This is a genomic window from Pseudomonas sp. SBT1-2 (assembly GCF_028640875.1).
GTDB classification, from domain to species: domain Bacteria; phylum Pseudomonadota; class Gammaproteobacteria; order Pseudomonadales; family Pseudomonadaceae; genus Aquipseudomonas; species Aquipseudomonas chlororaphis_I.
Genome location: NZ_JAQZAA010000115.1, coordinates 1 through 15,195, shown reverse-complemented (window position 1 = coordinate 15,195; position 15,195 = coordinate 1). Strand labels below are relative to the sequence as shown.

Annotated in this window: 12 protein-coding genes; 3 read left to right on the top strand and 9 right to left on the bottom strand. The window is 60.1% G+C overall.

The window, feature by feature from the left end:
- Positions 1-25 precede the first annotated feature (25 nt).
- From bamA to rpsB, 9 genes are all read right to left on the bottom strand, one after another.
- Complete coding sequence (bamA, locus tag PVZ78_RS28690; RefSeq protein ID WP_009047217.1) at positions 26-2,413, bottom strand: outer membrane protein assembly factor BamA; 2,388 nt, start codon at positions 2,411-2,413, stop codon at positions 26-28.
- A 74-nt stretch (positions 2,414-2,487) separates the two neighbouring features.
- Positions 2,488-3,840, bottom strand: a complete 1,353-nt coding sequence (gene rseP / locus PVZ78_RS28685; protein ID WP_016705310.1) for a sigma E protease regulator RseP — start codon at positions 3,838-3,840, stop codon at positions 2,488-2,490.
- Between the two features lie 52 nt (positions 3,841-3,892).
- Positions 3,893-5,083 (bottom strand): 1-deoxy-D-xylulose-5-phosphate reductoisomerase, encoded by a 1,191-nt coding sequence (ispC, locus tag PVZ78_RS28680; RefSeq protein WP_124298604.1) that lies wholly within the window; start codon positions 5,081-5,083, stop codon positions 3,893-3,895.
- Positions 5,080-5,886 carry a phosphatidate cytidylyltransferase gene (locus PVZ78_RS28675; RefSeq protein ID WP_028681758.1) on the bottom strand — a complete coding sequence of 269 codons (807 nt, stop codon included), beginning with the start codon at positions 5,884-5,886 and terminating at the stop codon, positions 5,080-5,082. Before PVZ78_RS28675 ends, ispC begins: the two co-directional genes overlap by 4 nt.
- The gene (gene uppS / locus PVZ78_RS28670) at positions 5,886-6,641 is read right to left on the bottom strand and encodes a polyprenyl diphosphate synthase (RefSeq protein ID WP_009047213.1); all 756 of its coding nucleotides are present in this window, start codon (positions 6,639-6,641) and stop codon (positions 5,886-5,888) included. Before uppS ends, PVZ78_RS28675 begins: the two co-directional genes overlap by 1 nt.
- 16 nt (positions 6,642-6,657) lie before the next feature.
- Entirely contained in the window at positions 6,658-7,215 is a 558-nt protein-coding gene (gene frr / locus PVZ78_RS28665; protein ID WP_009047212.1) for a ribosome recycling factor, read from the bottom strand.
- Positions 7,212-7,955: a UMP kinase gene (pyrH, locus tag PVZ78_RS28660; RefSeq protein WP_007924076.1), complete on the bottom strand. Its 744-nt coding sequence runs from the start codon at positions 7,953-7,955 to the stop codon at positions 7,212-7,214. Before pyrH ends, frr begins: the two co-directional genes overlap by 4 nt.
- A 208-nt stretch (positions 7,956-8,163) precedes the next feature.
- Positions 8,164-9,030 (bottom strand): translation elongation factor Ts, encoded by an 867-nt coding sequence (gene tsf / locus PVZ78_RS28655; protein ID WP_009042383.1) that lies wholly within the window; start codon positions 9,028-9,030, stop codon positions 8,164-8,166.
- Positions 9,031-9,235: 205 nt separating this feature from the next.
- Positions 9,236-9,976, bottom strand: coding sequence for a 30S ribosomal protein S2 (rpsB, locus tag PVZ78_RS28650; RefSeq protein WP_007924078.1), 741 nt, complete (start codon positions 9,974-9,976; stop codon positions 9,236-9,238).
- 407 nt (positions 9,977-10,383) lie between these two features.
- Between rpsB and map the strand changes: the two genes are divergently transcribed.
- From map to dapC, 3 genes are read left to right on the top strand one after another with little or no spacing between them, the layout of a single operon-like run.
- Positions 10,384-11,166 carry a type I methionyl aminopeptidase gene (gene map / locus PVZ78_RS28645; protein WP_009047211.1) on the top strand — a complete coding sequence of 261 codons (783 nt, stop codon included), beginning with the start codon at positions 10,384-10,386 and terminating at the stop codon, positions 11,164-11,166.
- A gap of 47 nt (positions 11,167-11,213) precedes the next feature.
- A complete protein-coding gene (locus PVZ78_RS28640) occupies positions 11,214-13,916 on the top strand; it encodes a [protein-PII] uridylyltransferase (RefSeq protein WP_009047210.1) in 2,703 nt (900 codons plus the stop codon).
- A gap of 39 nt (positions 13,917-13,955) precedes the next feature.
- Positions 13,956-15,155 carry a succinyldiaminopimelate transaminase gene (gene dapC / locus PVZ78_RS28635; protein WP_273829632.1) on the top strand — a complete coding sequence of 400 codons (1,200 nt, stop codon included), beginning with the start codon at positions 13,956-13,958 and terminating at the stop codon, positions 15,153-15,155.
- Positions 15,156-15,195: the final 40 nt, after the last annotated feature.

Below are 15,195 nucleotides of genomic sequence, written 5' to 3'. Positions count from 1 at the left end.
ATTGTCGTTATCTTGGGTCAGGCTCTTAGAAAGTCTGGCCGAGGGAGAATTGGAACACCTGGGTTTCAGCGTTGTCAGGTTTCTTGACCGGCATTGCAAGAGCAAAACTCAGCGGCCCCAGAGCGGTTACCCACGTCACGCCGACACCCACGGAACTGGCCAGGTTGCTCAGACTGACGTCATTACACTGCGTATCGGAACGCAAACCACTAGGGTTTCTGACCTGCTCGCATTTGGAGTCGAACACATTACCCACGTCCCAGAATACGGAGGTACGAAGAGAGCGTTGGTCCTTGACGAACGGCATCGGGAACAGCACCTCGACACCGCCCTGGATCAGCACGTTGCCACCGAATGGCAGCGGATCCTGATCCGGATCACGAGTCGTGCCGGCGTTGCCCGTCGCACCTGCACCACGGCTCGGAGTACTACGAGGACCCAGGGTGCTGTCCTTGAAACCACGGACCGAGTTGAAACCACCAGCATAGTAGTTTTCATAGAACGGCAAGCCGTCGGTCGAACCATAACCGTCGCCATAACCCAGCTCGGTATGCAGGCGCATGGTGTAGGTATCGGTCAGCGGCTGGAACAACTGGCCGCGGTAGTCGAGCTTGAAGAACGACAGGTCGCTACCTGGGGTGGTGGCTTCCAGCACCAGGCTCTGGGAATGACCACGGGTCGCCAGGACGCCTTTGTTCAGGGTGGACTCGGACCAGCCGGCCGAAGCCTTGAAGTTCAGGTAGTTGTCGCCTTCGCGGTTCACGAAGTCGAAGATCTCGTCGACGGTATAACGACCGGTCTTGATCTTGTCCTGCTGCGCGGTCAGGCCGAAGGTCAGACGCGAAGTCTCGCTGATCGGGTAACCAACGCTGACGCCGGCACCCAGGCTGTCTACCGCATAGCTCGCCACGTCGACATCGAGGTCGTCGTAGTCGGTGGTGCGATAGAACGCGTTGTAACCCAGGCTCACGCCATCGGCAGTCCAGTAGGGATCGACATAACCGAAGTTGTAACGGCTTTGGTATTCGCTGCGGGTCAGGCCGATGCTGACCTTGTTACCGGTACCCAGGAAGTTGTTCTGGGTGATCGAACCACCGAGGATCAGGCCCGCACTCTGGGCGAAACCGACGCTGGCGGTAATCGAACCGGAAGCCTGTTCTTCTACTGCGTAGTTGACGTCTACCTGATCGTCGACACCTGGCACGGCCGGGGTTTCGACGTTGACTTCCTTGAAGAAGCCCAGGCGCTCCAGACGGGTCTTGGACTGGTCGATCAGGTAGGTCGAAGCCCAGCCACCTTCCATCTGACGCATTTCACGGCGCAGCACTTCGTCTTCGGACTTGGTGTTGCCGCGGAAGTTGATGCGGTTCACGTAGGCACGCTTGCCGGGATCGACCACGAAAGTGATATCGACCGTGTGATCTTCGTCGTGCGGCTGCGGAACACCGTTGACGTTGGCGAAGGTATAACCCTCGTTGCCCAGGCGGCGGGTGATCAGCTCGGAAGTGGTGGTCATCAATTTACGCGAGAACACCTGGCCCTTCTCGACCAGCAGCAGCGACTTGACCTGGTCTTCAGGCACTTTCAGGTCACCGCTGAGCTTCACGTCACGAACGCTGTACTTCTCGCCTTCGTTGACGTTCACAGTGATGTAGACGTGTTTCTTGTCCGGAGTGATCGAAACCTGGGTCGAAGCGATATCCATGTTGATATAGCCACGGTCCAGGTAGTAGGAACGCAGGCGTTCCAGGTCACCGGACAGCTTCTCACGGGCATACTTGTCATCGTTCTTGAAGAACGACAGCCAGTTGGTGGTTTTCAGCTCGAACAGATCAACCAGGTCTTCGTCCGGGAATACAGTGTTGCCCACGACGTTGATGTGCTGGATGGCCGCTACGGTGCCTTCGTTGATATTGACCTTCAACGCCACACGGTTGCGCGGCTGCGGGACCACTTCGGTATCGACGGTGGCCGAGTAGCGGCCCTGAGCGACATATTGGCGCTGCAGTTCGTTACGAACACCTTCAAGGGTCGCGCGCTGGAAGATTTCACCTTCCGCTAGACCGGATTGCTTGAGGCCTTTCATCAGGTCTTCAGTGGAAATCGCCTTGTTGCCTTCGATTTCGATACTGGCGACGGATGGACGCTCGACTACCGTGATGACCAGGACATTGCCATCGCGGCCCAGCTGGATATCTTGAAAGAAGCCGGTTTTGAACAGCGCACGAGTGGATTCCACGAGGCGACGATCGTCCGCCTGCTCACCGACGTTCAGCGGCAAGGCCCCAAAGACGCTACCCGCGGAGACCCGCTGGAGGCCATTGACGCGGATATCGGAGATAGTGAAGGACTCGGCGTGAACTTCGGCGATCATCAATACGGAGAGAACCGCAGTTAGCAGCAGACGTTTCATGAAGTCCTTTCTTATTCCAACTGGCAATAAAGAAACTGCCGCAAAATGCGGCAGATTCGCAATTCAGCGAAGCGTTACAGACGACCCAGATCGTTGACCAGGGCAAGCAACATCACCCCGACCACCAAGCTGATACCGATCTGTATCCCCCAACCTTGCACCCGATCCGACAAGGGACGACCACGCGCCCACTCGATCAGATAAAACAACAGATGCCCCCCATCCAGTACAGGAATGGGCAGCAAGTTCAGAACCCCTAGGCTAATACTCAGATAAGCAAGGAAATTCAAGAAATCAGCAACGCCCGACTGGGCAGAAGCGCCCGCCACTTTAGCAATGGTTATCGGTCCACTCAAGTTTTTTACCGAGAGCTCGCCGAACAACATTTTCTTCAGTGAGTCGAGGGTCAGCACGCTCATGGTCCAAGTACGCCGGGCACCTTCCCCAATGGCAGCCAGCGGACCATAACTGACCTCGCGAAGCATTTCCGGCGGCCAATCGACCGCCTTCACCCCAGCCCCCAGATAACCACTGGCGACCTTCTCTTTACCGCGTGCGGCCAGGGTCACCGGGACGTCGATTTGAGCACCATCACGCTCGACGTGCAGCACAATTTTGGTATCAGGACGTACACGCACCCAGTCGACGACCTGCTGCCAATCGGTCAGCGCCTGACCATCCAGCGCCAGCAAGCGGTCACCGGCTTTCAGGCCAGCCGCCTGGGCCGGGCCTTTCGGATCGAGCTCAGCCAGAACGGGGGCGAGCGCCGGACGCCAGGGGCGAATCCCCAGGGAACGAATAGGATCAGGTTCATCGGTACCCTTGAGCCAGTTGTCGAGCACCAGCTCGCGCGGCGAATCGGCGGTCGAACCCTGCTCACGCACCAGCAACTGCAAGGTACCGCTTTCGCCCAGACGTCGGATCAGTTGCAGGTTGACCGCCGACCAGCCCACGGTGGGCTCGCCATCGATGGCAACAATTTCCTGGCCAGGGCTCAGGCCAGCCTTGGCGGCAATGCTTCCAGACTCGACACTGCCGATGACCGGACGCACCTGCTCGGTACCGAGCATCGCCAGCCCCCAGAAGAACACCAGTGCCAGCAGGAAGTTGGCGACAGGACCGGCAGCAACGATGGCGATACGCTGGCGTACCGACTTGCGATTGAACGACTGGTCGAGCTGGTCGACGGGTACTTCGCCTTCGCGCTCGTCAAGCATCTTCACGTAGCCACCCAGCGGAATGGCGGCAATCACGAATTCGGTACCTTGCCGGTCATACCAACGCAGCAACGGCATGCCGAAGCCCACGGAGAAACGCAGAACCTTGACGCCGCAACGACGCGCCACCCAGAAGTGACCGAATTCATGGAAGGTGACCAGCACACCCAAGGCGATCAGGGTGCCGACAATCATATAGAGCGCGCTCATCTACTTTCTCCGCAATCCTATCCAGTACCGATACGCTCGGGCTTGTCGCAACTTACCGGCTGTTGCGACCCAGCCACTGCTCAGCCAGGGCACGGGCTTTGGCGTCCGCCGCGAACACGGCGCTCAGCTCATCGACTGCGACAACCGGTTCAAGGCTTAAAACTTCTTCGATGATACTCGCGATCTCGGGGTAGCGGATGCGCCGTTCGAGAAACGCGGCAACAGCTACCTCGTTGGCGGCATTCAACATGGCCGGAGCACTGTTGCCGGCCTCGGCGGCCTGGCGCGCCAGACGCAAGCACGGGAACCGCTCTTCATCAGGCGCCTGGAAATCCAGGCGCGCCACGGCGAACAGATCCAGCGGCGGCACGCCCGAGTCGATTCGCTCCGGCCAGGCCAGGGCATTGGCGATCGGCGTGCGCATATCCGGGTTGCCCAACTGGGCCAGTACCGAACCGTCCACATAGTCGACCAGCGAGTGAATCACGCTTTGCGGATGAATCACCACCTCGACCTGGGCAGGCTTGGCATCGAACAGCCAGCACGCCTCGATCAGCTCAAGGCCTTTATTCATCATGCTGGCCGAATCGACGGAAATCTTGCGCCCCATCGACCAGTTGGGGTGAGCACATGCCTGCTCAGGCGTTACCTGCTCCAGGTCGGCCAGCGGCGTTTGCCGGAACGGGCCACCGGATGCGGTCAGCAAAATGCGCCGCACCCCCACATGGCTCAACCCACGGGAAAAGTCCGCGGGCATGCACTGGAAGATGGCGTTGTGCTCACTGTCGATGGGCAACAATACCGAACCGCTCTTGCCCACCGCCTGCATGAACAATGCGCCGGACATGACCAGCGCTTCTTTATTGGCCAGGAGAATTTTCTTGCCAGCCTCGACGGCAGCCAGGGTCGGACGCAAGCCCGCGGCACCGACGATAGCCGCCATGACCGCGTCGACTTCAGGGTCGGACGCCACTTCACACAAGCCCTCCTCGCCCACCAGTACACGGGTGCGCGAACCGGCATTGCGCAAGTCTTCCTGCAGGCTGCGCGCGGCAGCGATATGCGGGACGACGGCAAAACGGGGAGCATGACGGATACACAGCGCCAGCAGCTCGGCCAGACGACTGAAACCGCTCAGGGCGAAGACCTGATAACGCTCGGGATGGCGGGCAATGACATCCAGGGTGCTGAGGCCGATAGAGCCGGTGGCCCCGAGAACCGTAATCTGCTGTGGGCGACTCACAATGCAGCCATCCACAACAACACGGCGAATACCGGAATGGCCGCGGTCAGGCTATCGATACGATCAAGCACGCCACCATGGCCCGGCAGCAGGTTACTGCTGTCCTTGATCCCGGCCTGGCGCTTGAACATGCTTTCGGTCAGGTCGCCGACCACCGAGATGAACACCACGACAGCCGCTCCCAGCAAACCAAGGATGATCTGCCCGAAGGACCAGCCTGCAACCAGACCAACCACCGCAGTGATCACCAGGCTCAGCAGCAGACCGCCGTACACCCCTTCCCAGCTCTTGCCCGGGCTGACCTGCGGCGCCAGCTTTCGCTTGCCGAATGCCTTGCCGGAGAAGTAGGCACCGATATCTGCGCCCCAGACCAGCACCATCACCGCCATGATCAACCAGTTACCCAAAGGCTGCTGTTTGATGAAGACCAGGCCTTGCCAGGCCGGCAGCAGAATCAGCAGACCGATCACCAGCTTGGCCGCGGCACCGGCCCAATGCTCTCTGGTACGCGGATAGGTGAGCACCAGGAAAGTCGCCAGCCCCCACCAGAGTACCGCGGCACCAAGCACCCAAGGCGCGATACCCGGCAACAGCTGCATCAGGAACAACAGCGCAGCGACCACTACTGCATAGGCAATACGGGTCGGTTGAGCGTCGAAACCCGCCAGGCGCGCCCACTCCCAGGCCCCAAGGGTCACCACCAGCCCGATAAACAGGGCGAAGGCGGAACCTTCGAGCAGGAAAAAACCGCACAAGGCGATCGGTAGCAGGATCAGCGCAGTAATGATTCGTTGTTTGAGCATTAAACCCGGGCTCCAGCTTCGACCTGCTCGCTCGTTTTACCGAAGCGGCGCTGGCGAGAAGCGTAATCGGCCAGCGCAGCGCGCATGGCATCGTGTTTGAAGTCCGGCCAGAACAGGTCGGAGAAGTACAGCTCGGCATAAGCCAGCTGCCAGAGCAGGAAATTGCTGATGCGGTGTTCGCCGCCCGTACGGATGCACAGGTCCGGCAACGGCAGGTCGCCAGTCGCCAGGCAGGTTTGCAACAACTCGGGGGTAATGTCGTCAGGGCGCAGGTGCCCTGCCTGGACTTCCCGCGCCAGGCGCTGAGCGGCCTGGGCAATATCCCACTGACCGCCATAGTTGGCGGCGATCTGCAGAATGAAGCGATTACTCCCCGCGGTCATCGCTTCCGCCTCGCGCATCGCCGCTTGCAGCTCGGGATGGAAGCGCGAGCGATCGCCGATGATGCGCAGGCTGATGTTGTTTTCGTTGAGACGCTTGGCCTCGCGGCGCAATGCCTTGAAGAACAGGTCCATCAAGGCACTGACTTCATCGGCCGGCCGCTGCCAGTTTTCACTGGAGAAGGCGAACAGCGTCAGCACCTCGACCTTGGCCTCGGCGCACACTTCAATCACCGCACGAACAGCATCGACACCCGCTTTATGCCCGGCGACACCCGGCATAAAGCGTTTTTTTGCCCAGCGATTGTTCCCATCCATGATGATCGCGACATGGCGCGGCACCGAAGACGGTACAGGCTGCTTGGTCTTGTCCATGAAAACGTCCTGACCCTTATACGGCCATCAGGTCCGCTTCTTTTTGCTTCACAGCGACTTCGATTTCCGCCACGAACTTGTCGGTCAGCTTCTGGATTTCATCGGCGGCGCGACGCTCGTCGTCTTCGCTGATTTCCTTCTCCTTGACCAGGTCCTTGAACTGGCTCAGCGCGTCACGACGCACGTTGCGCACAGCAATACGGGCGTCTTCGGCCGCTTCACGAGCCTGCTTGGTGAAGCCCTTGCGGGTTTCTTCGGTCAGCGCCGGCATGGTGATCAGCAGCAGCTCACCCAGGTTGGTCGGGTTGAAGCCCAGGCCGGAGCTCTGGATCGCCTTGTCCACCGCCGCCAGCATGTTGCGCTCGAAGGCCACGACCTGCAGGGTGCGAGCATCCTTCACGGTGACGTTGGCCACCTGGTTGATCGGGGTGTCAGCACCGTAGTAAGGCACCATCACGCCTGCCAGAATGCTTGGGTGAGCCTGGCCGGTGCGAATGCGGCTGAATGCATGCGCCAGGGATTCCAGGGACTTCTTCATGCGCTCTTGAGCGTCTTTCTTGATTTCGTTGATCATTGTTCGCCTTCCTCGATCAGGGTTCCTTCAGCGCCGCCATGCACGATGTTCAGCAGGGCGCCGGGCTTGTTCATGTTGAAGACACGCAACGGCATCTTATGGTCGCGGCACAGGCAGATCGCCGTCAGATCCATGACACCCAGCTTGCGATCCAGTACTTCATCGTAGGTCAGATGATCGAACTTCTCGGCATGCGGGTCTTTGAATGGGTCTGCGGTGTATACACCGTCAACCTTGGTTGCCTTGAGCACGACGTCGGCATCGATCTCGATCGCCCGCAGGCATGCTGCGGAGTCGGTCGTGAAGAACGGGTTGCCGGTACCGGCAGCGAAGATCACCACTTCCTTGGAGTTCAGATGACGCATCGCCTTGCGACGGTCATAGTGATCGGTCACACCGACCATGGAAATGGCCGACATGACGATCGCCGAGATATTCGCACGTTCCAGCGCGTCGCGCATGGCCAGGCCGTTCATCACAGTGGCCAGCATGCCCATGTGGTCGCCTGTCACCCGATCCATGCCGGCCGCGCTGAGCGCCGCGCCACGGAACAGGTTGCCACCGCCGATGACCAGACCGACCTGAACACCGATGCCAACCAGCTGGCCGACTTCCAGCGCCATGCGATCTAGCACCTTAGGGTCGATCCCGAACTCTTCCGAGCCCATCAGGGCCTCGCCGCTAAGCTTGAGTAGAATGCGTTTATAGCGAGCTTGATAACCACTGCCCTGCTGAGCCATTGCGAATCTCTCCTGCGGCGTATTTTAAAAATTCTCTGCAAGCTGTTTGCAGCCTGCGTTCACTCTAGCTTGACGCTGTCACAGCGCCATCAGAACACGACTTTGTAAACCGGTTCCGAAGGCAACCAACTAAATTGGTTACCCCATTTGAAAAGAGGCTGCGCGCGTGAGCGGGCAGCCTCTTTCGGGCGACAGTTGAAAAACCGTCTTACTGTTGCTTGGCAGCAGCCAGTTGTGCGGCAACTTCTTCAGCGAAGTTGTCTTCTTTCTTCTCGATGCCTTCACCTACCGCGAAGCGGGTGAACGAAACGATTTCAGCGCCGCCTTTCTTGGCCAGGGCACCTACGGTGATTTCTGGATCCTTGACGAAAGCTTGCTCAACCAGGCTGGCTTCGGCCAGGAACTTGCTGATACGGCCACCGATCATTTTTTCAACGATTTCGGCTGGCTTGCCTTTCATCTTGTCTTCGTTCAGCTGCAGGAACACGGCTTTCTCGCGTTCGATGGCTTCAGCGGAAACTTGCGATGGCAGCAGGAACTCAGGGTTGCTTGCAGCCACATGCATGGCGATGTCCTTGGCCAGCTCTACGGAACCGCCTTTCAGGACAACCGCAACACCGATCTTGTTACCGTGCAGGTAAGTACCGACCACGTCACCTTCAACGCGAGCCAGACGACGGATGTTGACGTTCTCGCCAGTTTTACCAACCAGAACCAGACGATCGGCTTCTTGAGCTTCGATCAGCGGAGCGGCGTCGGTCAGCTTGTCAGCGAACGCTTTTTCAACGCTGGCAGCAACGAATGCCTTGAAGTCGTCCTGCAGAGCCAGGAAGTCGGTCTGCGAGTTGACTTCCAGCAGAACGGCGGCTTTACCGTCGTCCTTGATGGCGATGGCGCCTTCAGCAGCGATGTTGCCTGCTTTCTTGGCAGCCTTGATGGCGCCCGAAGCACGCATGTCATCAATGGCTTTCTCGATGTCGCCGCCAGCCTTGGTCAAGGCTTTCTTGCAGTCCATCATGCCTTCGCCGGTACGCTCGCGCAGTTCTTTAACCAACGCTGCAGTAATCTCTGCCATTTTCAAATTCCTCTTGGATAGGTTTTCAACCATTCCACCCGACTCAACGGGCGATCAATTCTTGAGCTGCGCTCTCGAAAACCCTTGATAGCCGCCACACATGACAAGAACTGCAGGGGCGCCATCGGCAAATGATTTTCGAGGTGGCAAAAAGGGGGCCTAGCCCCCTTTTTTGCGTACTGAGTAAACGCTAAGCGTCAGTTACTCAGGCTTCAGCTGCCGGCGCTGGAGCGTCTTCAGCGAATACTTCGGTGCCGCCAGCAACGTTGTTGCGGCCACGGATCACGGCGTCAGCCATCGAACCCATGTACAGCTGGATGGCGCGAATGGCGTCATCGTTGCCTGGGATGATGTAGTCAACGCCTTCCGGGCTGCTGTTGGTATCGACAACGCCGATGACCGGGATGCCCAGCTTGTTGGCTTCGGTGATCGCGATGCGCTCGTGGTCAACGTCGATCACGAACAGCGCGTCAGGCAGACCGCCCATGTCCTTGATACCACCCAGGCTACGATCCAGCTTTTCCAGATCGCGAGTGCGCATCAGCGCCTCTTTCTTGGTCAGCTTGGCGAAGGTGCCGTCTTCCGACTGAACTTCCAGGTCACGCAGACGCTTGATGGAAGCACGGATGGTCTTGTAGTTGGTCAGCATGCCGCCCAACCAGCGGTGATCGACGTACGGCGAACCGCAACGTGCTGCTTCTTCAGCAACGATCTTGCCAGCGGAACGCTTGGTGCCGACGAACAGAATCTTGTTTTTGCCCTGGGCCAGACGCTCTACGAAAGTCAGAGCTTCGTTGAACATTGGCAGGGTTTTTTCAAGGTTGATGATGTGAATCTTGTTGCGCGCGCCGAAAATGTACTTGCCCATTTTCGGATTCCAGTAACGGGTTTGGTGACCGAAGTGCACACCGGCCTTCAGCATATCGCGCATGTTGACTTGGGACATGATAGTTCCTTAATAAGTCGGGTTAGGCCTCCACGTATCCCAATGACCAACCAACAGCTTGTGCTGAGGGCACCCAGGTCATCGTGTCGACACGTGTGTGGGTTTAGGCTTTTCGGAGCATCCCCGGAAAGCGGCGCATTTTATACCACAAGAAGGGTAAAAACGGAACCCGGATTCTCATTTCCCCCGGGGCGCTTTTTTGCTCCCCCCTTGGAATCGGGCCAGAATGCTCCACTGTTATAGAAAGAAGCGACGCACAGAGCCTCAGATTTGCCCCGGGGCTCTGTTAGAATCGCACCTTTGAGGCTTTTGAAAACGTGGCGACCCCACAGCGGGCTCAGCCTTCGGTACACCGTTTTCAAGCCATTCCGTGTTTATCCGCGCCACTGAGCGTCAAGAGAGCCTGTATGACCGTCACCCTCAAAACTCCCGAGGACATCGCAAAAATGCGTGTCGCCGGCAAACTGGCCGCCGAAGTGCTGGAAATGATTGCCGAGCATGTCAAACCCGGTGTGACCACCGAAGAACTGGACCGCATCTGCCACGACTACATCGTCAATGTGCAGCATGCGATTCCCGCGCCACTGAATTACAAGGGTTTCCCCAAATCCATCTGCACCTCGATCAACCACGTGGTGTGCCACGGCATCCCGAACGAGAAGCCGCTGAAGGATGGCGACACCCTGAACATCGACGTCACTGTCATCAAGGACGGCTACCACGGCGACACCAGCCGCATGTTCCACGTTGGCACCGTGCCGGTCTGGGCCGAGCGCCTGTCGCAGATCACTCAGGAATGCATGTACAAGGCCATCGAACTGGTCAAGCCGGGCTGCCGCCTGGGCGACATCGGCGAAGTCATCCAGAAGCACGCTGAAAAGAATGGCTTCTCGGTGGTTCGCGAGTTCTGCGGCCACGGTATCGGCAAGGTGTTCCACGAAGAGCCGCAGATCCTGCACTACGGCCGCGCCGGCACCGGCATGGAACTGAAAGCCGGCATGACCTTCACCATCGAGCCGATGATCAACCAGGGCAAGGCCGACACCAAGGTGCTGGGCGACGGCTGGACCGCGATCACCAAGGACCGCAAGCTCTCCGCGCAGTGGGAACACACCCTGCTGGTGACCGAGACCGGCTACGAGATCTTCACCCTGCGCAGCGATGACACCATCCCGCGCGTCTCGGCCTGATCCACGCAGCTGCGCCCTTACCTATAGATAGAAAGGAAAGCCAATCGATGCCGCAGGTGGATCCCGAATTGTTCGACCGCGGCCAGTTCCAGGCGGAACTGGCCCTGAAGGCAAGCCCTATCGCCGCCTTCAAGAAAGCCATTCGTCAGGCACGTGAAGTGCTCGACGAGCGCTTTCGCAGCGGACGGGATATCCGCCGGCTCATCGAGGACCGCGCCTGGTTCGTCGATAACATCCTGCAAAAGGCCTGGGACCAGTTCGACTGGAGCGAAGACGCCGACATCGCCCTGGTGGCGGTCGGTGGCTACGGTCGTGGCGAGTTGCACCCCTACTCGGACATCGACCTGCTGATCCTGCTGGACAGCGCCGACCATGAGATTTTCCGCGATTCCATCGAACGCTTCCTGACCCTGCTCTGGGACATCGGCCTGGAAGTCGGGCAAAGCGTGCGCTCGGTGGAGGAATGCGCCGAAGAGGCCCGCGCCGACCTGACGGTGGTTACCAACCTGATGGAAAGCCGCACCATCTGCGGCCCCGAACGCCTGCGCCAGCGCATGCTCGACGTCACCAGCACCGCGCACATGTGGCCGAGCAAGGACTTCTTCCTGGCCAAGCGCGCCGAACAGAAGGCCCGGCACCACAAGTACAACGACACCGAATACAACCTGGAACCCAACGTCAAAGGCTCGCCCGGCGGCCTGCGCGACATCCAGACCATCCTCTGGGTCGCCCGTCGCCAGTACGGCACGCTGAACCTGCGGGCCCTGGCCGGCGAAGGTTTCCTGGTGGAAAGCGAGAACGCGCTGCTGGCTTCGTCCCAGGAGTTCCTGTGGAAGGTCCGCTATGCCCTGCACATGCTCGCCGGGCGCGCCGAAGACCGCCTGCTGTTCGATCACCAGCGCTCGATCGCCAAGTTGCTGGGTTTCGAGGGCAACGATGCCAAGCAGGCCATCGAAAGCTTCATGCAGCAGTACTACCGGGTGGTGATGAGCATCGCCCAGCTCAGCGACCTGATCATCCAGCACTTCGAGGAAGTCATCCTCGCCCCGGAAGACGAAGCGCCGCCGCAGCCGATCAACTCGCGCTTCCAGCTGCACGACGGCTACATCGAGGCGATCAACGCCAACGTGTTCCGCCGCACACCGTTCGCCATGCTGGAAATCTTCGTGCTCATGGCCCAGCACCCGGAGATCAAGGGCGTACGCGCCGACACCATTCGCCTGTTGCGCGAAAATCGCCACCTGATCGACGACGATTTCCGCCATGACATTCGTAATACCAGCCTGTTCATCGAGCTTTTCAAGTGCGAGATCGGCATTCACCGCAACCTGCGACGGATGAACCGCTACGGCATTCTCGGGCGTTACCTGCCGGAGTTCGGCCATATCGTCGGGCAGATGCAGCACGACCTGTTCCACATCTATACGGTCGACGCCCACACCCTGAACCTGATCAAGCACCTGCGCAAACTGCAGTACACCCAGGTTTCGGAGAAATTCCCGCTGGCCAGCAAGCTCATGGCCAAGCTGCCCAAGCCCGAGCTGATCTACCTGGCCGGGCTCTACCACGACATCGGCAAGGGCCGGCACGGCGACCACTCGGAAATCGGCGCCGTGGACGCGGAAGCCTTCTGCATCCGCCACCAGCTGCCGCTGTGGGACACCCGCCTGATCGTCTGGCTGGTGCAAAACCACCTGGTGATGTCGACCACCGCCCAGCGCAAGGACCTGTCCGACCCGCAGGTCATCCATGACTTCGCCCAGGTCGTGGTCGACCAGACCCGCCTGGACTATCTGTACGTGCTGACGGTTTCCGACATCAACGCCACCAACCCGACGCTGTGGAACTCCTGGCGCGCCAGCCTGTTGCGCCAGCTCTACACCGAGACCAAGCGCGCCCTGCGCCGCGGCCTGGAAAACCCGGTGGACCGCGAAGAGCAGATCCGCCAGACGCAAAGCGCGGCGCTGGACATCCTGGTCCGTGCCGGCACCGATCCGGACGACGTCGAGCAGCTCTGGGCGCAACTGGGGGACGACTACTTCCTGCGCCACACTGCCGGCGACGTGGCCTGGCACAGCGACGCGATCCTCCAGCAGCCGGCCGACGGCGGCCCGCTGGTGCTGATCAAGGAAACCACCCAGCGCGAATTCGAGGGTGGCACGCAGATCTTCATCTACGCCCCGGACCAGCACGACTTCTTCGCCGTGACCGTGGCCGCGATGGACCAGTTGAACCTGAACATCCACGACGCCCGGATCATCACCTCGAGCAGCCAATTCACCCTCGACACCTATATCGTGCTCGACAACGACGGCGGCTCGATCGGCAACAACCCGCAACGCGTCAAACAGATCCGCGATGGCCTTACCGAGGCCCTGCGCAACCCTGACGACTACCCGACCATCATCCAGCGTCGGGTACCGCGTCAGCTCAAGCACTTCGCCTTCCCGCCGCAAGTGACTATCCACAACGACGCCCAGCGCCCGGTCACCGTGCTCGAACTGAGCGCTCCCGATCGCCCTGGCCTGCTGGCGCGCATCGGCAAGATCTTCCTGGAGTTCGACCTGTCGCTGCAAAACGCCAAGATCGCCACCCTGGGCGAGCGCGTGGAAGACGTGTTCTTCATTACCGACGCGAACAACCAGCAACTGTCCGATCCCCAGCTGTGCAGCCGACTGCAGGACGCCATCGTCGAACAACTGAGCGTCAGCCACGAACCGCCTACCGCCTTGACGCGCCTGAACATCTGATCACGCGCCACGACCCGCTTTGAGTGAGACACCGCACCGATGAACAACGCTCTGAACCAGCTGCAGCCCTACCCGTTCGAGAAACTCCGCGCCCTGCTCGGCGGCGTCCAGCCGAACCCGGCCAAGCGCCCTATCGTGCTGTCCATCGGCGAGCCCAAGCACCGCTCGCCGAGCTTTGTCGCCGAAGCCCTGGCCAATAACCTGGACCAGATGGCGGTGTATCCGACGACCCTGGGCCTCCCTGCCCTGCGCGAAGCCATCGCCGGCTGGTGCGAACGGCGTTTTGGCGTACCCAATGGTTGGATCGATCCGGCGCGCAACGTGCTGCCGGTCAACGGCACCCGCGAGGCGCTGTTCGCCTTCACCCAGACCGTGGTCAACCGTGGCGACGACGCGCTGGTGGTCAGCCCGAACCCCTTCTATCAGATCTACGAAGGCGCGGCCTTCCTCGCCGGCGCGAAGCCGCACTACCTGCCGTGCCTGGATGAAAACGGCTTCAACCCGGACTTCGACGCGGTACCGGCCGAGATCTGGCAGCGCTGCCAGATCCTGTTCCTGTGCTCGCCGGGCAACCCGACCGGCGCGCTGATCCCGATCGAAACCCTGAAGAAACTCATCGCCCTGGCCGACCAGTACGATTTCGTGATCGCCGCCGACGAGTGCTACAGCGAGCTGTACTTCGACGAGCAGACCCCACCGCCCGGCCTGCTCACTGCCTGCGCCGAACTGGGACGCCAGGACTTCAAGCGTTGCGTGGTGTTCCACAGCCTGTCCAAGCGCTCCAACCTGCCGGGCCTGCGCTCCGGTTTCGTCGCGGGCGACGCGGATATCCTCAAGGGCTTCCTGCTGTACCGCACCTACCATGGTTGCGCCATGCCGGTTCAGACCCAGCTGGCCAGCATCGCCGCCTGGAACGACGAAGTGCATGTGCGCGCCAACCGCGCGCTGTATCGCGAAAAGTTCGATGCGGTGCTGGAGATTCTGGCGCCGGTGCTCGACGTGCAGCGCCCGGACGGCAGCTTCTACCTGTGGCCGAACGTGGCGGGCGACGATACGGCGTTCTGCCGTGACCTGTTCGAACAGGAGCATGTGACCGTGGTGCCGGGCTCCTATCTGTCGCGCGATGTCGACGGCAGCAACCCGGGAGCCGGTCGGGTACGCATGGCCCTGGTAGCGCCATTGGCCGAATGCGTGGAAGCCGCCGAGCGGATCCGGGATTTCGTTCAGCGCCGTCAATAACCCACGCCCCTGTAGGAGCGAGGCTTGCCCGCGATCAAGA